Origin of the sequence: Hungatella effluvii, from assembly GCF_003201875.1 — a bacterium.
Lineage (GTDB): Bacteria > Bacillota > Clostridia > Lachnospirales > Lachnospiraceae > Hungatella > Hungatella effluvii.
In genome coordinates this window covers 256128-275808 of sequence record NZ_QJKD01000003.1, presented here as the reverse complement: position 1 = coordinate 275808, position 19681 = coordinate 256128, and the positions used below count along the sequence as shown (strand labels likewise).

At 47.5% G+C, this 19681-nt stretch carries 19 protein-coding genes; 15 read left to right on the top strand and 4 right to left on the bottom strand.

Annotation, left to right across the window (positions count from 1 at the left end):
* The first annotated feature begins 128 nt into the window (after positions 1–128).
* The 8 genes from DFR60_RS07150 (at position 129) to DFR60_RS07105 (ending at position 11484) form a co-directional block, all read left to right on the top strand.
* Entirely contained in the window at positions 129–2195 is a 2067-nt protein-coding gene (locus DFR60_RS07150) for a ribonucleoside triphosphate reductase (RefSeq protein ID WP_110322277.1), read from the top strand.
* Positions 2196–3156: 961 nt separating this feature from the next.
* Positions 3157–3963 carry a gluconate 5-dehydrogenase gene (locus DFR60_RS07140; RefSeq protein WP_025531934.1) on the top strand — a complete coding sequence of 269 codons (807 nt, stop codon included), beginning with the start codon at positions 3157–3159 and terminating at the stop codon, positions 3961–3963.
* 192 nt (positions 3964–4155) lie between these two features.
* On the top strand, positions 4156–4848 hold the full coding sequence (locus tag DFR60_RS07135) for a GntR family transcriptional regulator (RefSeq protein ID WP_002603016.1): 693 nt from the start codon (positions 4156–4158) through the stop codon (positions 4846–4848).
* A gap of 3 nt (positions 4849–4851) precedes the next feature.
* On the top strand, positions 4852–5637 hold the full coding sequence (locus tag DFR60_RS07130; protein WP_110322276.1) for a carbohydrate-binding protein: 786 nt from the start codon (positions 4852–4854) through the stop codon (positions 5635–5637).
* 654 nt (positions 5638–6291) lie between these two features.
* Positions 6292–7236: a mannose-6-phosphate isomerase, class I gene (gene manA, locus DFR60_RS07120; RefSeq protein WP_110322274.1), complete on the top strand. Its 945-nt coding sequence runs from the start codon at positions 6292–6294 to the stop codon at positions 7234–7236.
* Positions 7237–7295: 59 nt separating this feature from the next.
* Positions 7296–8174, top strand: a complete 879-nt coding sequence (locus DFR60_RS07115) for an ROK family protein (protein WP_025531936.1) — start codon at positions 7296–7298, stop codon at positions 8172–8174.
* A 108-nt stretch (positions 8175–8282) separates the two neighbouring features.
* Positions 8283–8717: a surface protein gene (locus DFR60_RS07110; RefSeq protein ID WP_110322273.1), complete on the top strand. Its 435-nt coding sequence runs from the start codon at positions 8283–8285 to the stop codon at positions 8715–8717.
* Between the two features lie 595 nt (positions 8718–9312).
* Positions 9313–11484, top strand: coding sequence for a YhgE/Pip domain-containing protein (locus DFR60_RS07105; protein ID WP_110322272.1), 2172 nt, complete (start codon positions 9313–9315; stop codon positions 11482–11484).
* Positions 11485–11507: 23 nt separating this feature from the next.
* Here DFR60_RS07105 and DFR60_RS07100 read toward each other — a convergent pair whose 3' ends face one another.
* From DFR60_RS07100 to DFR60_RS30285, 3 genes are all read right to left on the bottom strand, one after another.
* Complete coding sequence (locus DFR60_RS07100; protein ID WP_110322271.1) at positions 11508–12716, bottom strand: MFS transporter; 1209 nt, start codon at positions 12714–12716, stop codon at positions 11508–11510.
* A gap of 2 nt (positions 12717–12718) precedes the next feature.
* Positions 12719–13294 carry a winged helix-turn-helix domain-containing protein gene (locus DFR60_RS07095; protein ID WP_110322270.1) on the bottom strand — a complete coding sequence of 192 codons (576 nt, stop codon included), beginning with the start codon at positions 13292–13294 and terminating at the stop codon, positions 12719–12721.
* 285 nt (positions 13295–13579) lie between these two features.
* Positions 13580–13726 carry a hypothetical protein gene (locus DFR60_RS30285; RefSeq protein ID WP_002603024.1) on the bottom strand — a complete coding sequence of 49 codons (147 nt, stop codon included), beginning with the start codon at positions 13724–13726 and terminating at the stop codon, positions 13580–13582.
* A gap of 119 nt (positions 13727–13845) precedes the next feature.
* On the opposite strand from DFR60_RS30285, the gene DFR60_RS07090 reads away from it, so the two are divergent.
* Positions 13846–14730, top strand: a complete 885-nt coding sequence (locus DFR60_RS07090; protein ID WP_110322269.1) for an aminoglycoside 6-adenylyltransferase — start codon at positions 13846–13848, stop codon at positions 14728–14730.
* A 138-nt stretch (positions 14731–14868) separates the two neighbouring features.
* Here DFR60_RS07090 and DFR60_RS07085 read toward each other — a convergent pair whose 3' ends face one another.
* Positions 14869–15123, bottom strand: a complete 255-nt coding sequence (locus DFR60_RS07085) for a hypothetical protein (RefSeq protein WP_002603026.1) — start codon at positions 15121–15123, stop codon at positions 14869–14871.
* Between the two features lie 241 nt (positions 15124–15364).
* On the opposite strand from DFR60_RS07085, the gene DFR60_RS07080 reads away from it, so the two are divergent.
* The 6 genes from DFR60_RS07080 (at position 15365) to DFR60_RS07055 (ending at position 19489) form a co-directional block, all read left to right on the top strand.
* Positions 15365–16141 (top strand): hypothetical protein, encoded by a 777-nt coding sequence (locus tag DFR60_RS07080; protein WP_110322268.1) that lies wholly within the window; start codon positions 15365–15367, stop codon positions 16139–16141.
* Positions 16142–16148: 7 nt separating this feature from the next.
* Complete coding sequence (locus DFR60_RS07075) at positions 16149–16496, top strand: VOC family protein (RefSeq protein WP_110322267.1); 348 nt, start codon at positions 16149–16151, stop codon at positions 16494–16496.
* A gap of 50 nt (positions 16497–16546) precedes the next feature.
* Complete coding sequence (locus tag DFR60_RS07070) at positions 16547–17338, top strand: TatD family hydrolase (RefSeq protein ID WP_110322266.1); 792 nt, start codon at positions 16547–16549, stop codon at positions 17336–17338.
* Positions 17339–17387: 49 nt separating this feature from the next.
* Positions 17388–17804: a hypothetical protein gene (locus tag DFR60_RS07065; protein WP_110322265.1), complete on the top strand. Its 417-nt coding sequence runs from the start codon at positions 17388–17390 to the stop codon at positions 17802–17804.
* A gap of 102 nt (positions 17805–17906) precedes the next feature.
* A complete protein-coding gene (locus tag DFR60_RS07060; protein ID WP_243004997.1) occupies positions 17907–18677 on the top strand; it encodes an MGH1-like glycoside hydrolase domain-containing protein in 771 nt (256 codons plus the stop codon).
* A 248-nt stretch (positions 18678–18925) separates the two neighbouring features.
* Positions 18926–19489: a 6-pyruvoyl trahydropterin synthase family protein gene (locus tag DFR60_RS07055; protein WP_055660451.1), complete on the top strand. Its 564-nt coding sequence runs from the start codon at positions 18926–18928 to the stop codon at positions 19487–19489.
* The last annotated feature ends 192 nt before the right edge of the window (positions 19490–19681 follow it).

Here is a 19681-nt window from a genome sequence, read left to right as displayed (position 1 = left end):
AAACCTTTACTCAAGATATTGTGTATACAGTATTTCGGCTTATTGTATGTTGTGACTTCGCGGGAAATCTGGTATATTTGTAAGAGTATTGTAAGAGCAAATGAGACATAAGGAAAGAGGGGACAGGCATGATTTTAGTAGCAAAACGTGATGGGGCAATCGTAGAATTTCATCTGGAAAAGATCTCCGAAGCTATAAGGAAGGCGTTTAAGGCAACGGGGAAATTTTATACGGAAGATATTGTGGAACTGCTGTCGATCAGAGTGACGTCTGATTTTCAAGGGAAGATGAAGGGCGACCAGATTGCGGTCGAGGATATCCAGGACAGCGTGGAGAAGGTGCTGGAGGAAGCCGGCTATACGGACGTGGCGAAGGCATACATATTATACAGGAAGCAGCGGGAGAAGATCAGGAATCTCGGTAAGACAACGCTGGATTATAAAGATGTGGTGGACAACTATGTGAAGGTGGAAGACTGGCGGGTGAAGGAGAATTCTACGGTCACATACTCCGTGGGCGGTCTGATTTTAAATAACTCAGGCGCGGTTACGACCAATTACTGGCTGACGGAAATCTATGATAAAGAAATCGCCGAGGCTTATATCAATGGTGATCTTCATATTCATGACCTGTCCATGCTGACCGGTTATAGCTGTGGATGGTCTTTAAAGAGGCTTCTGATGGACGGGCTCGGCGGAATTACCGGAAAGATTACGGCAGCTCCGGCAAAGCATCTGGCCACGCTCTGCAATCAGATGGTCAATTTCCTGGGGATTATGCAGAATGAATGGGCGGCATCCCAGTCATTTTCCTCTTTTGATACGTATCTGGCGCCCTTTGTCAAGGCGGACAACCTCTCGTATGACCGGGTGAAAAAGTGTATGGAGGCATTTGTCTTTGGCGTAAATACGCCGAGTAGATGGGGGACTCAGGCACCATTTTCCCATATTTCCCTGGATTTGATGGTTCCGGAGGATATGGCATCGCAGAAGGCCATCGTGGGTGGACAGGAGATGGATTTCACCTATGGGGAGTGCCAGGCGGAACTGGATATGGTGGACCGGGCATTTCTGGAGACTATGCTGGAGGGCGATGCCAGCGGACTTGGTTTTCAGTATCCGATCCCGTCCTATGGGCTGACTCCGGACTTTGACTGGTCTGATAATGAGAGAAACCGGCTTTTGTTTTCGCTGGCTTCTCATTACGGTACGCCGTATTTTACAAATTACGTCCGCAGCGGACTGACACCGGGAGATGTGAGAATTTCCTATGACGGGGTAACTCCTGATTTACATAAGCTGCGCAGCAAAGCAGGCGGTTTCTTCGGATATGGGGAACATACGGGATCGATCGGCGTGGTTACGATCAATTTGCCGAGGATTGCGTATCAGTCGAAGAACGAGGCGGAATTCTATGAGAAACTGGATGAGAAGATGGATCTGGCGGCGCGTTCCCTGCGGACGAAGCGTGAAGTGATCTCCAATCTGCTGAAGAACGGCCTGTACCCATATACGGCCTGCTATTTGTCTGATTTCAGCAACCATCTTTCGTCCATCGGCATTATCGGGATGAATGAGGCCGGTCTGAATGCACCGTGGCTGGGAGAGGGCATGGAATCGGAGAAGACGAGGCAGTTTGCCGCTGCCATGTTAAATCATATGAAGGAAAAGATCGTGGGATACCAGCTGGAATACGGGGATCTCTACGGTCTTGAGGCGACGCCGGCTGAGTCGGCTACCTACCGTTTCGCCATGCTGGATAAGGAAAAATTTCCTGGAATCAGGACGGCGGGTCACGAAGGAGATGCGCCGTATTATACGAACAGCACGAAGCTGCCTGCGGACTACGATGGTTCCCTGGAAGAAGCTCTGGCGAATCAGGATCAGCTGCAGCCGCTTTATACGGCAGGAACCGTGTTCCATGTTTATATGGAACGCGAGTTTGATGACTGGAAGAAGGCGCGGGATCTGCTGCACGATATAACGACCGGTCATGATATTCCTTATTATACGCTGTCGCCGATCTACTCCATCTGCCAGTCCTGCGGATATCTGCCGGGAAGGCAGAACGTGTGTCCCAAATGCGGGGGCCGCGCCGCGGTCTACAGCAGAATTGCCGGTTATTACAGACCGGTTCACGACTGGAACGAGGGGAAGGCACAGGAATTCAAAAACAGAATCATGTTCCGTGTCTGAGTTTTGGCTATCCTGTAAGCAGCAGTGAAGTTTCCGATTATGCACATCTTTAGTATATTCGCATATGATATAGTACAAACCTGATAAATTAAAGGAGATCAATCATATGTGTTGTTGTAATAATAGATGTAATGTAAATTGTGGATGTAATTGTGGATGCGGTTCCTGGAGCTGCGGATGCGGAAATAACAATAATAACAATAATAATTCCTGCTCATGCAGACCGAATGACTGGGCTAACTGCCAGTTCCGCCGCGGCTATGCTGCAGGCTTTAACGCAGGTTATGAGACCGGCTTTAGAGATGGCTTCTGGGCTGGCAATAATAACAACGTAATGCCGATTACGGCTCCTGGCACCGCTGCTGAAGGCGGATGCGGATGTGGCTGCCGCTAATCACCTCGTAAAAATGGATATTCGTTGACACGATAAGATCCGCCGGCACGTTGAGTGCCGGTGGAAACAGTAAACAGTAAAAAGAAAAAAGAAAAGCCAAAAGCCAAAAACAGAAAAGCTTTTATGAAACGCAGAAATGAGCCGTTTCATAGAAGCTTTTTTCCTGTGTTTTCCCTGCGCATATCTGAAAATCCATTCCACCCGCTGCCCGCTCCGCTCCGCAGCATATTGAGCCTCTATTCAGTCAGCATAGCCCGCTGTGCCTCCTTCATCGGGACTCAATCTCCCACAACGTATGACTTACAGCTGACGATAAACAATTTTCAGACACACTCAGGTATTCAAGAGCCGATAATCCGGGAAAGAAAAAATAATGACATAAAAAGGGAATATAGTTTGGTGATATTGCACATTGTAAAACTGAATACATTGTGCTAGTCTATATACAAGTCATTGAGGTTGTATACAAATTTAAAGATTTGAATACATTTAGAAAAACAGACCGGGATGACGGAATAACTGACCAGACCAAAAAAGAAATAAGTAAAGGAGAAACAAATCATGAACATGGATTACTTAACAGACAAGTTTTCGCTGGACGGAAAAGTTGCACTGATTACAGGTGCTTCCTACGGAATTGGTTTTGCAATGGCAAAGGGAATGGCTGCAGCCGGCGCAACGATCGTGTTTAACGATATCAAGCAGGAATTAGTAGATAAGGGAATTGCTTCCTATAAAGAAGAGGGAATCGATGCTCACGGCTACGTATGTGACGTAACCAATGAGGCTGCTGTGAATGAGATGGTAGCCCGTATCGAGAGCGAAGTCGGCGTGATTGATATTCTTGTGAACAATGCCGGTATTATCAAGCGTATCCCGATGTGCGATATGACCGCTGAGCAGTTCAGACAGGTGATTGACGTTGATTTAAATGCTCCATTTATCGTATCCAAGGCAGTTATTCCGTCTATGATCAAGAAGGGTCACGGCAAGATCATCAACATCTGCTCCATGATGTCTGAGCTTGGACGTGAGACTGTATCCGCTTATGCGGCGGCAAAGGGCGGCTTAAAGATGCTGACCAGGAATATTGCGTCTGAATACGGTGAATTCAACATTCAGTGTAACGGCATTGGACCTGGTTACATAGCAACTCCTCAGACTGCTCCGTTACGTGAGGCACAGCCGGATGGCTCCAGACATCCATTTGACCAGTTTATCATTTCCAAGACACCGGCAGGACGCTGGGGAGAAGCGGAAGACCTTGCTGCACCGGCAGTATTCTTAGCTTCCGATGCATCTGATTTCATCAACGGACACGTTCTCTACGTAGACGGCGGTATCCTGGCTTATATCGGCAAGCAGCCGCAGTAAATGACTGGAAACAGGGACCGGCGGGAACTGTAATGCTGCATAGCCGACAATTGACCGCAAAGAAAGGTTATGCTATACTATGAGCACCCGGTGTACTTAAGCCTGGTTATAAAAGAACGAATATTCATGCCATGATTCTGTTTCCGGCAGAGCTCATGGCATGTTTTTTAGAAATGATGACGGAGAGGTGCCATGGAAGAGAAGACGAAAGCCTATAAAAACCGCGGGGAGCTCGTTTTTGAGACGTTAAAGCGGGAGATACTGGACCTGGAGCTGAAACCGGGGCAGATGATCAGTGAGAATGAGATCTGCGAGCGTTTCGGCGTTTCGAGGACGCCTGTGAGAGAAGCGGTCAGAAGACTGCAGGAGCAGGGGTTCGTCATTTCCGTGCCCTATTCCGGCACTCAGGTAACGCTTTTAAATTTGAGCAATATCAAACAGATGATCTATATGCGTGTGGCTGTGGAGACCATGGTCATGCGGGATTTTGTGGACATTGCGACTCCGCTGTGGATGGAGGAGGTCCGCTATATGATCAGAAAGCAGCAGGCCCTCATTCAGGAAAAGGGATTCGAACCGGAACAGTTCTACCGCATGGATGCGGAGATGCACGCCATCTGGTTCCGGGCCACGGACAAGATGAAGCTCTGGGATATGATTCAGGCGCAGCAGCTTCACTATACCCGGTTCCGTATGCTGGATTTCGTAACAGAGACGGATTTTACCAGGATCATACGGGAGCATACGGAGCTCTTTGAGCTGCTGGAGAAAAAGGATATTGCCGGGCTGGAGCGTTCCCTGAAGGAACATCTCTATTACAGCATGAAACGCATGAAACACCAGATCGATGTGGAATATAAAGATTATTTTGAACAGGAGGAATAGACGATGGCGAAAGTATCGATTACCATAAAAGATGAAAATGGCGCGGTAAAAAGCTCTGTCTGCGGTGAGGAACGGGCCGTTCTCCTTTACGAGGGAGCGTACTGCGAAGGAGATACCATCACATTTACGACAGACGCAGTGAACCAGCACTACGTGGTTCGTGTGGATGACACCATGGACGAGGCGCTTGTTTATATCACGAAGCCGGAAGTGGTTTATGGGATCCCATTTGATGAGAAGAAGGTTTCCTATAATCCCAAATCATTTGCCGGGGAGAAACACTATCTGACCATGAGAACAGCAGAGGCGTATGAGACCGCGGCTTACCGCAATCTTGCGAAGAACGTGATGGATCAGCACGGCGATCCGGGATGTTATCCCCATGTGTATGCGAATGTGGAGACACGCGGCGAAGCGGTGTTCGCAGCGCGCAATGCCATTGACGGCGTGGTTTCCAACGAATCTCACGGTGAATGGCCGTATGAGTCCTGGGGAATTAACCGTCAGGATGATGCGGAGATGACCCTGGAATTCGGCCGCCCCGTAGATTTTGACAGGATTGTTCTCGTCACGAGAGCCGATTTCCCTCATGATAACTGGTGGGTAAAGGCGACATTTACCTTTTCCGACGGCACCACGGAAGTGGTGGATATGGAAAAGAGCGTGAAGCCTCATGAGTTCAGAATTGAGAAAAAGGGAATTACCTGGATGAAACTCAGCAATTTGATCAAGGCGGATGATCCGTCTCCGTTCCCGGCGCTGACGCAGATTGAAGTTTACGGGAAGTAAGAGGCTGCAATAAGCAGGAGAAAATGAAGTGCAAATATAAGGTACGCAATCCCGCCAGGGGCTGCGTACCTTATTTGTCAATTTCTTGTAACAGTTCAGACGGCGGAAAAATCAGTGCAAAGGCGGGCGTTAAGCTTGCTTATAAGACCGTTTTTGCACTGATTTTTACATCGGATGGATATCCGATGCTTCTTGACCGGATTTTTCGGTCAAGAAGATGAGCCGTCTGAACTGTTGCAATTCCGTTACAGTTTACTCCCCACCAGGGGCACCGCGGTCCGGTTCGGCCGTGCAGGCTTCCTCAGCTTTTCCAGTGACTTTGCAGGGTATTTAGAAGTTCTTGACGCGCAAAATTTTTCGTTCAGGTGAAATTCCCACCTGTCTGAGCGCAGCGAGTTTGGGAATTTTACCTGGTTTTTAGAAAAATTCTGCACGTTTAGAACTTCTTATGCCCGAAACCGGAACTGGAAAGGCTGAGGAAGCCTGCACGGCCGAACCAGACTGCGGTGCCCCTGGTGGGGAGTAAACTGTAACGCAATTCCTTCACGATATTTGAAATTTCCTCTTTCCCTTTTTCCTTTATTCGAGTAAAATGGTACTATGACAGACACCATTGAGGGGTGGTATAATGAGTCATAATAAGGAGGAAAACATATGGAACTGCTGTTTATGGAGCCTGTGTTCAAGGAAGCAATATGGGGGGGCACGAAGCTTCGCGACGTGTTCGGCTATGAGATTCCAAGTGATACGACAGGCGAATGCTGGGCTGTGAGCGCCCACAAGAATGGAGACTGCCGGATCGCCGGCGGTATGTATGACGGACGGCTGCTGAGCAGCCTGTGGGAAGAGAAGCCGGAGCTTTTTGGAAATTATCCGGGAGATCAGTTCCCTCTTCTCGTCAAGATTATTGATGCAAAGGCGGATTTAAGCATTCAGGTCCATCCGGATGACGAGTATGCGAAGGTTCATGAGGACGGATCGCTGGGAAAGACAGAGTGCTGGTATATTCTGGACTGTGACCCGGGGACGGAGATTGTCATCGGCCACCATGCAGGGAGCCATGAGGAGATGGAAGCCATGATCCGCGGCCATCAGTGGGACGAATTTATCCGCAAGGTCCCGGTGAAGAAGGGCGACTTCTTCCAGATCAATCCGGGATGTGTCCATGCCATCAAGGGCGGGACTCTGATTCTGGAGACCCAGCAGAGCAGCGATATTACATACCGTGTCTACGACTATGACAGACTGTCCGATGGAAAACCGAGGCAGCTGCACGTGGAACAGAGCATTGCGACCATCGAGGCGCCGTTTAAAGAGGCCTTCTGTGATACCTTTACGGAAAAGATACCGGGGGCTGTGCACACGCACCTCATTACGTGTCCGTTCTATTCTGTGGACAAGTATGAGATCGACGGCGTGTTTACCAGGGAATTCAGCCGGTTTTTTGCCAATGTCAGCGTGATCAGCGGCAAAGGCTATGTAAACGGAATTCCGCTGGAGACGGGACAGCATTTTATCGTTCCGGCAGGAGCGGGAGAATTGAGATTTGAAGGAAAGATGTCGGTGATCTGTTCCAATCCGGAGTCAGGGACTCTGTAGGAAGCTGCGGCACATCGGGATTCAGATAAAGGAAGAATACAGACAGGAGGAGTAATGAAATGAGACTTGGAGCATTAGAGGCAGGCGGGACTAAGATGGTTTGTGCCATCGGCAACGAACAGGGTGAGATATTTGAGCGGGTTTCGATTCCGACGGAGACACCGGAGATTACGATGCCGAAGCTGATTGCATATTTTAAGGACAAGGAGATCGAAGCGCTGGGAATCGGCTGTTTCGGTCCGATCGATTTAAACAGAAAGTCGGAGACCTACGGATACATTACCACGACACCAAAGCTTAAATGGGCCAATTATAATATAGTAGGCGCGTTCCAGGAGGCGCTGGGTGTACCGGTTGGCTTCGACACGGATGTGAACGGTTCTGCGCTGGGTGAGGCGACCTGGGGCATCACAAAGGGGCTGGAAAACAGCGTGTACTTTACCATCGGAACCGGAGTGGGCGCCGGAATCATTTCCAACGGAAAGCTGCTTCACGGCATGCTTCATCCGGAAGGCGGCCATGTGCTTTTAGCAAAACATCCGGACGACACGTATGCGGGAAAATGCCCGTATCACAGAAACTGTCTGGAAGGTCTGGCTGCGGGACCAGCCATTGAAGAGCGCTGGGGCAAGAAAGGAATCGAGCTTGCAGACAGGAAGGAAGTATGGGAGATGGAGGCCTTCTACATCGGCCAGGCCATCGTGGACTACATCGTGATTCTGTCTCCTCAAAGAATTATTCTGGGCGGAGGCGTTATGCATCAGGAGCACATGATGCCGTTGGTGAGAGAAGAAGTGAAACGCCAGCTAAACGGCTATATCCAGACAAAGGAACTGGAGGATTTGGACAGCTACATTGTTCTTCCAAGCCTGAATGATAATCAGGGAATTATGGGAGCCTTAAAGCTCGCCATGGATGAACTGGAACTGGCAGAGTAAGCGGGGAAATTGCCATTTTTCTCCTAGTGATAAAGAGGTACCGGTATGTTATGATACATTTTGTAACAGAAATGTAACAATTTTGTAATATACAAGGAGGACTTTATCATGAGAAAGTTACCATTATATGTTCTGGCAGCAGCAACCGCACTGAGCATCGCCAGTGTACCGATGACGGCTCACGCAGCGACCTTTCAGGTAGTTGGAGGCGGCAATGGTATGAATGGTTATATGACTAACTGCAGCGGACAGACCGGCAATTTGGCAAATATGTTAAATCAGCTGGGCGCGGGTACGGGCAGCAGAGGCAGCTTGGGCTGCGGTCTCGGTCAGAACTTAGCGGGTAATGGATCCTGCGGTTACGGCCAGGGATGTGCGGACAACGGATCCTGCGGCTACGGTCAGGGTTGTGCAGATAACGGATCCTGCGGCTTCGGTCAGAGCTGCTCCGGCAACCAGAACTGCACCAGCGGCCAGAGCTGCGGCGGAAATCAGAACAGCGGCATGAACGGACAGAATTTTCCTTTCATGATGATGCGTTAGAGCACTTTTTAAACACGCTCTGATTCATGGTGTGACTACGGAAGAAAAACAGCGTTAGAACGAATAGAATAAAAAGAAAAATGATACATAAACAGAAATAAAAAGCAGATAAAAAAGCAGAGAAAAGAATCTCCGCCGCGCAGATCGGAATGTGCGGCGGGGATTTTTTTCTTCTACGATTTTCTTCTGAAACAGGAATACAGTTACCATTCACGGCCCCGTCTGTCCGGCCTGCTCCCACTGGTTACGTGGCCTTTCCTGTGACTTTGCAGGAGATTAGCAATTCTTAACGCGCAGAGTTTTTCGTTCAGGGGAAATCCTCACCTGTTTGAGCGCAGCGAGTTTGGGGATTTCCCCTGGTTTTTAGAAAAATTCTGCACGTTTAGAAGTGCTTATCCCCGAAACCGGAACTGGAAAGGCCGCGTAACCAGTGGGAGCAGGCCGGACAGACGGGGCCGTGAATGGTAACGGAATACGACACATCCCCCAATCTGCCTATTGACTTTTAAATTCCACACCGCTATAATCCATTACGTTTAAAAAGATAAACACACTTCTAAACACACTTCAGGGCAAAACAAGGAGGCTTGGAAAGATGAAGCAGATATGGGCCATATTTCTCAGAGATATAAAGAACATAGGAAAAAATCCGGTGGCGGTTATCGTAGCACTGGGAATCATGATACTGCCGTCGCTGTATGCATGGTTCAACATCGCGGCGAACTGGGATCCTTACGGCAATACGAAGGGGCTCCGGGTGGCTGTGGCCAGTCTGGATCAGGGAACACGGATCGAACAGCTGGACACCACCGTAAACATCGGTGACATGATTATTTCCAATCTCCATGAAAATGATCAGATTGGATGGCAGTTTGTGGATGAGGAACAGGCGGTGGAGGGCGTGAAGGCGGGCCGTTATTATGCCTGTGTCATCATTCCGGAGGACTTCAGCGAGAAGACGGCCAGCATCTTTACGTCGAACGTTCAGAAGCCGACGCTTCAGTACTATGTGAATGAAAAGAAAAATGCAATTGCCACGAAAATAACGGATAAGGGCGTCAGCACCATCCAGCAGCAGGTGAATGAATCCCTGATCAGCGCTTCCTCTGAAGCACTGGGAAAAGCATTTCACGTCACCTACGGTACGGTGGAAGGGAAGACGGAGGATCTGGCGGATGAGATGGTGTCCTCCATGAAGGATGCCAGAAATGACCTGGTTCTGATGGGCAGCTCGGTCGGCGCATTAAAATCGTCTCTGACCGCGGGAAAAGGTCTTTTAAGCAGTGTTCAGGCAATGCTTCCGGATTCCAAGGAGCTGCTTAAGTCGGGGCAGGACACGGGAGCGGAGGCCAGCCGTCTCATCCGCACTTCAGAGGATTTGTCCGACACCATGACGGACAGCGTGGGAAATGTACTGGACATCGAAGATGGCCTGATGGACTCTGTGGACCGCTCGGTCCGCGATGCTATTGACCGCTGGGACCGCGATACGAACGCGGCAGCAGGGGAATTAAACAAGGCCTCTGACGTATTAAATACACTGCTGAATGTGAACCAGAAGCTTTTCGATCTGGTGAACAATTTAAAGGAGAAGATTCCCGGACCGGGAAAGGTTCTGGGAGTGCTGTCCGATATGATTACCAGCCAGATCGACAGGCAGAAAAATATGATACATATGATAGAGACGGCGGAGGACACGGTCTTAAGGACGGGGAAGCTTCCGGAGGACGCCAGACAGGAGATCAGGAAATCACTGGATGAGATGATGGATCAGGGGTCGCGGATTACGGATCAATATCACAGCCAGGTGAAACCGGCCCTGACGGCAGGACTGGACAGTCTTTATGACAGCATTTCCGCTGCGTCCGATTACGCAGTCGGCATCAACGGACTTCTGCCGCAGATTGACGGTACCCTGACTCAGACCACGGGTTCCTTTGACAGTCTGATCGAGACGCTGGACCAGACTGAGTCCATGATCGCGGCCGGTGAGGAAAAACTGGACCGCATCATCGATGAGGTGGAATCCGTGGAGGAAAGCGAGCGGCTGGCCAAGATTGTGGAGATCATGAAAAATGATCCGGAGACCATGGGGGATTTCCTGTCATCCCCGGTGAATCTGGAGGAAAATCAGATTTATCCCATTGAAAATTACGGTTCGGCCATGACACCATTTTACACGATTCTCGCCATATGGGTGGGCGGTCTGGTCCTGGTGGCTGTTTTGAAGTGCCGCGTCGTGGAGGACGAGAAAATTCATGGCGGAAAGGCGTATGAAAAATACTTTGGAAGGTACTTCATTTTCATGGTGTTCGGTGTGGCGCAGGCGCTTATCGTGGCGCTGGGAGACCTCTGCCTGCTGAAGATCCAGTGCCTGGAGCCGGCGAAATTCGTGCTGGCGGCGGTTCTGGCGAGCGTGGTGTTTGTCAATATCATCTACACGCTCACCATCTCCTTCGGCGATGTGGGGAAGGCCCTGGCGGTCGTCCTGCTCGTTATTCAGGTGGCCGGCGCAGGGGGAACCTTCCCTATCGAGGTGACGCCGCATTTCTTCCGTATGGTCAATCCGATGCTGCCGTTTACACACGCCATTAACGCCATGAGGGAGTGCGTCGGCGGTATCTACGGAAATGCCTACCGCGAGGATATGGCAAAGGTTCTCTTATATCTGCCCATCTCCCTGTTTGTGGGCGTGGTTCTGCGAAAACAGGTGATCAGGATGAACGATTTCTTCGAGCGCAAGTTGGAGGAAACCGGGGTGATGTAGTACTGATAAACGGGCAGGCAATCTCAGCAGTCCAACCTGGCACGATAGTGAAAAGCCATGATGCAGCCTGTGACAACGGCTGAAAACAGCGGCAGCAGGAGCCAGACAAAGGACAGGGAAAGGCTGCTGACAATCAGGCTTCCCAATACGGAGGTGCCAAGTCCGCCGGCGCGCAGGGACAGGGACAAAACTGACATCATGCTTGCACGCTGGCCGCTTGAGACTGCTTTATGGAAGAGTGTATTTTCAATTAAATTTCCAGCACCCAGCACCACGTAGACCAGGACGAAGAGAGCCAGAAAGAGCCAGATCCGGCGGGCAAAGCCCAGGACGGCGACGCTGAGAACGAAAAAAAAACGCAGGATCCAGTATATACGCCAGCTTTTTTCCGGTGTGAGAACTGTTTTTTGGGACTGCATGACGGCCTCTGCCGCTTTGCTGCCGATCGTGACGCCCAGATAGCCCAGACAGGTGACCACGCCAAAGATCCATCCCAGCTGTTCGGGGAGAAATGTCTTAAGCGTTGGCTGCCAGTAGACTTCAACGGTACAGAGAAGCATTCCGTAGGAGGCCGACATCAGAACAATAGTGATGACCGAAAGGCTGTGCCGGAGGGAGTGATACAGGCCCCGGAGCAGCTCCTTAAGCTGGCGGGCAGGAGAAAACGGATTTCTTTCGCGGGCGGGTTCTTTCACAAAGCAGACAGCCAGAAACAGGATGAGCACCTGCAGGGCGAACGCAAGAATTATGAGAAGGCTATAGGAACTGTCCAGGAATCCCAGAACCCCGCCGATTATGGAGCCCAGGGCCATGCCGATGCTCTCGGTTACAGCCATGCTGCTGCTGAGCTTTTCCAGATTCCGGCCGTCCTGTTCCCGGAGATAGTTTTCTATCTCCAGAGCCTCGATGGAGCCGGAACTGAAGGCGCGGCCAATTCCACGCAGGGCGCATGCGGTGGCCAGCATGAGAAAATGGCTGCTGAACAGCAGTAGTGCATATTGTGCCATTGTGAAACAGACAGATATCAGGAAAATGCGTTTTCTTCCGATCAAATCTGCCAGAATTCCGCTGGGCAGTTCCAGTACGACGACCATGATGGCAAAAATTCCGATGAACAGTGACAGGTTTTCCATAACAGCTCCGTGGTTCAGCAGTACGAGGGATAATACCGGGGTGAGAAGACCAGTACCGAAGGCGTCTGCCCCAAATAACAGGATATGGCTTCGTTTCATGGTTATTCCCCCTTTTCTTCCGGAAGCGGGCTGTGAGGAAAGACCACCAGGCCATATTCCCAGGGAATTGTGTCTTCGCCCGGTGCCTCATGCGTCTCGGTGAAGTCGAGTATCAAATGATACAATTCGTCTGCGTCTTTTTTATTCAAGTGGACGACTCCGCAGGTAAAGTCTCCGGTCGTCATCGCATCTGTTTTATCTTTCACCCGATTTAAGCGGTCTTTAAAGCCATTCCATAGTTCAGTTATTAGATAGTCTGACAAACAGGTACGTTCTTCCTTCAAATCATCCTCCCGATTCCCGCCCAGGGAGACGGAAACAGGGAGCTTTTGATAGAATTTCGCCTGGATTCCATGGATCGACTCCGTGTGGTCCAGCGCCACAAGACCCAGTTCCTCCAGCTTCCTGATATGAAGGGAGACGGAAGATGCCGATATCTTTAATACGTCCGACAACTGCTTGGGCGTCATGGGAACACCGCTCACTTCCAGGGCCCTTAGAAGGCGCTGACGCTGCGGGTTCATATAGATATCCATTTGTTTCCGGGTGGCGAGTGTTATCATTTTCCGTTCTGACATAAGATCCTCCTTTACGGCAGACCGCTTTTTGCAGACAGGGAGAATCAGAATCTTCCGATGGTGCGGGGCGGTGTCGTTTTTCCTTTCGTATATGTGCTTTTTGTATTATGCTATACTTTTATTATAACGTTACATATTGTGTAATGTCAAGACGATTTTATAAATCTTGCCAGCCCTCCTGTTTTGTGCTATTCTTGAGATAGATTTGGCAAAACAAAAAAATCGGACCGGAGCCGATAACTGCTTATCGGGTTCCGGTCCGGATTCTGGGTGCGGATCACATGATTACTGACCTTCGTTCACGATTTCCTGCAGAACGTTGATAAGATCGTAGATCGTGTTAATCTGCACGTTCCGATCCAGGATTTCATTTTTCAAATCGATGGAAAGTGTCTCGAATTTGGCCTGGACGGCGGGAGCAATATAGGACATGTTCATCACCTCCTGGTTAGGATGTGTAGTGAGAGGATAAGATATACGGATTGTGGAAGAGAATTTGACTGAAATTGCAATGTGAAAAAATAATATGCGAAAAGATGGGGGAATCAGAGTTGAGAAAAAAAGAATGCAATGGGGACATTCAGGAACGGACCGGCAGATACAATGGTTTAATTGAAAAGCTGATTCAATGGGGAAACTGCGATGTGCGGGTGTATTTGGCGCTGATGATTGGTTCTCAGGCGAGAACAGATCATCCGGCGGATGAATTTTCCGATCTCGATGTCATCATTGTGGTGGATGACCCCAGCTATTTTATGGATTCCAATGAGTGGCTGGAGGCGATCGGAATGTATTATATTACGTTCAACGAGCGAACTGTGAATGGCGACGATGAAAAACGGGTGTTGTTTGAGGAGGCGCTGGATGTTGACTTTGTAATACTTTCCCGTGAGCGCCTGGAGTATGCAGTGAAGAATAAGGAACTGGATATTCTGAAGCGGGGATACCGCGTTTTAATCGATAAAATCGGGATTGGAGCCGAAGCTTTGCCGCTTGCCGATGATAAACCGGTTCCTGTAATTTTATCGGAACGGGACTATACAAATATTGTGAATGATTTCTGGTATCACGCCGTGTGGGCGAAGAAAAAACTGCTCCGCGGAGAACTGTGGATGGCCAAAAGCTGTATTGATAACTATATGAAAGGCCTTCTTTTTAAGATTGTCGAATGTCACGCCCACGCGATAAACGGGCCGGATTACGATACCTGGCATGGCGGGCGTTTCTTTGATGAATGGGCCGGGGACTGGATTGTAGAGCGGCTTTCGTCCTGCTATTCTTATTATGAAACAGGTGATGCAGAACGGGCGCTTTCTTCGACCATGGATCTGTTCCGGGATGTTGCCGTGGAAACAGCAGATCGGATGGAATACCGGTATCCGGCGGAAGCGGATTCGTATGCGGCGGGTTGGGTGTTGCAGAGGAATGAGTGTTAGGCTTCTGAATAAAAGTTACTGTCTGAATATACAAATAAAAAATACCGGAAATCCTTTTTTAGAGGATTCCGGCATTTTTTATTTTGGTGGTTCTGAGTATACCATTCAGGATAAGAGGAATGCTCCAGTTATGAAAAACTAGAGCATGGTTATACTGGTCACATACGGTTCACCGTTAAGTGGCTGATAAATATCTACGACAGCAAACTGTGGGTTTAAATCTTCCGTCTGTGGTTCTGCGATTGTCATGAATTTGTAATTGGTTCCATTTACTACCTGCGTTGCTACGGCTATGGGAGTATAGAAGAAATCGTTATGTCTTCCGATTGCGTTAAAAAATATAAAGGAGTCATATGGCGTAAGATATGACTGATAAGACCATCCGCCTGGCATGGGTCACCTCATGAACGTTATTAGTACAGTATATGCATTCCTGTTTGAATTGTCGATTCCTATTTTACATAATTTGTCGCTATATTTTTATACAGGCGGCAGATAATATAGGGTGAGGGAACAGATTCAGAACGTAAAAATAACATTTGTGCACACTTTTATACATTACCGCACATATTTGTAACCATAAAATGGATATATATGGTATAATTAACCATATCGTCCACAACAGGAGGATTCCATGCACGTTTTTAATCCGGTATTTTATGATGAATATAACCTGATGAACTATCTGGATTTTGCCGTTATGAAGACGGCGAAGCTGTATCCGGATGTATTGCGGGAGGAGATTTATCTGCTGTTTTATTTAATAAAAGATAATTTCCAGGCAAATATGAAATATCTGAGAGAGAACAATGTAGACGTGGATTGCTTCGGCTTCCTGCCGGTCAGGAGAAATACCAGGAACTCCGTGGAAGCGTTTTTTGACATGTTTAATTTGATTAACGCTGAGAATTATATATCCGTTCTGCTGTACATGAATGATAAAAAGAATAACCGATACGACGATCTTTATAAGAAATATGCGTTTAAAGGTGATTTTACGATTATCAGCAAGAGGGATATCGCAAAAGATCATGGCTTAGGCCGGATTACTGATGATGAGAAGATGGCTAAAATCGACCAGGTGGAGAGCGGATCCAACAGTTATATTCATCCGAGTATCTTTATCCCCCTTTACACGCCTGCGGACATTGAGGCAAAGGAGGAGATCCTGCGTGATTTGCTCCGGGTCAATACCTGGCTGTTAGGCGGCGCATACCATCAGCTGTGCTGCTTTATATTGAACAAATATGACTCCCTGAAATCTTTTGAATGCCTTCACTGCACGAAGAATGCGGCGTGTTTTGAATGCTTTGAAAATTATTATGTTTCATTTAAAGAGATGATTGAACAGGAACTGTTTCCGCTGAGCCAGGAATGCGGTAGTGATGAACCATTTAAAAATATGAGGTAAAAACTATATGAAATACAATTTACGCTCACTTTATTTGTGTGTGGAAGAGATGGAACGGGCTTTGAATTTTTACGAGAATTTCTTTGAAATGCCTCCTCTGATCAAGGATGATATCTACAGTGTCTTTGCGATTGGAGAATTCCGGCTGGGATTATTTGCGTATAAAATGATGGGGGAGGAACATACATATGGAAGTAACTGCCTGCCAAGTATCGAAGTGGAAAGTCTGGAGCTGCTGAACCAGAAGCTGGCGGGCCTGGAACTTTGTTTTCCTCTGACGAAAATTAAGGACAACTGGGTTGCGGAATTTGTGGACAGCGAGGGGAATCATATCGAAATGACCGCGCCGGTTTAACAAAATGATAAGGATTGGAATGATACCGCATCATTCCCGAAAGGAACGATATGGAGTTAAAGTATATTGATATAGGATTAAATTTGATGGGAAAGCAGTTCGATTCAGACCGGGAAACGGTTGCAGCCGATTCGTTTGCAGCCGGTGTCGGCTTTATCGTGACGGGAACGGATCTAAAATCAGATCGGGCGGCGGTCGATTATCTGAAAAAAAGCAGATTCGAGCATGCATGGTGCACCTGCGGGATTCACCCGCACAATGCCGACCGGTGGGACGAGAATTATAAGAAACAGCTGTTGGAGCTGATTCAGTGTAACCGCGGAATTGTGGCCGCTGTGGGGGAGGCTGGCCTGGATTACGACAGAATGTTCTCCACTAAGGAAAATCAGAAACGTTGTTTTTCGGATATTCTCGACATTGCCGAGAGCCTGGAACTGCCGCTGTTTCTTCATGAGCGAAGCGCGGAACAGGACTTTATAAAATTGTTGAAACAGCATCAGGAGCTGTGCCGGAGAAGTGTTGTGCATTGTTTTACCGGCTCAAGGGGAACGGCATACCGGTATTTACAGCTGGGATGTTATATCGGAATCACAGGCTGGATCTGTGATGACAGGAGGAACCGGGAAGTGGTGGAGGCCGTCAAAAGCATCCCCCTCGACCGACTGATGATCGAAACGGACGCGCCCTATTTGACGCCGCTGAATATCAAGGGGCTGCCGCGGCGAAATGTTCCGGTAAATATAAAGTATGTGGCAGAAAAGATTGCCTCAGTCAAAAATATAGACGTTGAAGCTGTGGAGCAGGCAGCGCTTAGGAATACCAGGCAGTTTTTCAATCTATAAACGGGTAAATGGATTCATATGCAGTGAAATAAAATGTGGGAGGAAACCAATGTCAACTACATATTATATAGCAAACAGAAAGAGAAAAAAAGAGTGCGAGGAGTTTCAGAAATTTTGGGAAGAAGAATGGTTTCCTGAGATTACAGATAAGCTTTACCAATTCTGTACTGGGACAAACGGTGAGATCGTAAATAAGGATCTGGCAGAGAGCATCACAGAAGATAAAATGTGCGGGTTTTCCTGCACGCCGCTCAGCGATACCTTATACGAGGAGGCATTTCTTACGGTGAATAAGTCCGGCGTATTCTGGCATAAATGTGAGGTGGAGGGCGTTCTGCTGAACAGCCTCGAGGAGCTGATTAAATTTTTCTCGAAGAAGGCCAACCAGGAGACGTATTCGCTGGAGGATCAAAACGGACGGGTATGCACCCTGAATGATTTGATCAGGGAGCTTAGCGGGAAATAAAACGTGTGCAGGGTGATGTTGGAACGATGGAGAAGACTGTGGATACAGCACAGAGTGGAAGGAGTGAGATTTCCTTTCAGAGGAAGAAGGAAGAAGAATTATATGGAAGATAAGGGACTGTTTGTCTGGTGTGACGATATTATGATTGGTATGGATAATGATCCGGCCTCTTTTGGCAGACCCTCTTTTTCAACTGCAAATATCTTCCTGAATTCTTTTATGGTTCAGGAGCTCGAGGCGTATGAAAAAATACAGACGATAGCCTGTCGTGTGCCAGAGAAGATAGATAAAACAAGGCAACGCAGAGAGTCCCTTATAGATACCATTCAAGAAGAATGCTGGGATAGGAGAGATAAGTTTTTCTATTCTGTGGATGTAGATATCAAAACAAGACAATTCGACTGGTTTCACAAAGGGCTTGGAGTATTTTGGAAGACCCTTCCTATTAAGATTAGAACATGGTCCGGTTTTCTGCCCATGCTTGCCGGGTTTGCTACTGAGGCACAGGCAAAGGCACTTGTAGAACATACTCTGGATAGTTCAACTTTTTGCTGCAACTATGGGATTACTACACTGGCTAGAGATGAAAAAATGTTTCACTTAGGGGCGAGCAATAATCCATCAAACTGGTTAGGTCCGATATGGCTGGTGGCTAATTATGTGGTTTTTCGTGGACTTATGAACTATGGATATAATGAGGAAGCAGAGCGTGTTTGTGAAAAATCTCTTAAATTATTAGGGAATGATTTGGATAAAAACGGCTGTATGCATGAGTATTACAATCCTGATACAGGAGAGCCAATAATGAATGGGGGATTTATCAATTGGAATATATTGGCTCTTACTATGGCAAAGGAAATCTATAAAATATGACCCCAAAAGAAATTCGATATAATCAATAAATAACAGATTAAGTACTCTGTATCTACTTAAAAATCCGGAAGAAATTCACAAAAGTGATGTCTGCCGGATTTTTTTGAGTGAAAAGTAATAAGTAAAATAATTTAAAGCTAATTATATAATTAATACTTGACTAATATAGATTTACTGTTTATAATTAATAATAGTATTAGTTACTGTTATTAAATAGTGAGTAATTACAAATGACAAGGAGGTTTTATATGAGAAGTATCACGAAGTTAGATTTACAGTATGCACACAGATTTTATGGTTTTAAGGGTGAAGCTCAGTATCTGCATGGACACACCGGCATATTGACGCTGGAGGTAGAGGACACTATTAATACAGGTGTCAACATGGTATTCCCCTGTAATGAGATTCAGAAAACAGCATGGGACGTTTTGAAAAATTTTGACCATGCAACGATTTTACGTGAGGATGACCCATTGCTTCCGGCTCTTCTAGGGGTATATGAGGCCCAGGGCATTAAAGATGGGGCTCCTACTAATATCATGAAAGGGCCTGCTTTCAAGACAGAGCTTGCGACTGCGTATCCAGAGTGCCGCCTGGTTGTGACAAAAGAGACCATGACAGTTGAGGGCATGATTAAAATTGTTTATGATCTGTTGAAGGACAAATTAAATATCGTGAAAATAACCTTTACAAGCGGAGTGAATGCGGCATCTGAGGAATTTAACCCCCAAATGACCAAGGATCGTTGCCCGTTATGTGGTATTGCATTAGATGAAAATGGAGTTTGTCCGAAATGTGGTTACAGGAAATAGAGCGGGAACGGGTAGCAGAAATAATTTAACAAATATTCGGAAATAGAAATTGCTGTGGGAAAATATCATAATTAACTCAAGATAAACAGCGCAAAAAATAGGGAATAGAAGGGTACTAAACTCAACTATTCCCTATTTTTATTTAATAGTAACCTGTGCCGAGTCACTGGCAAAATAAAAGATAAATATAAG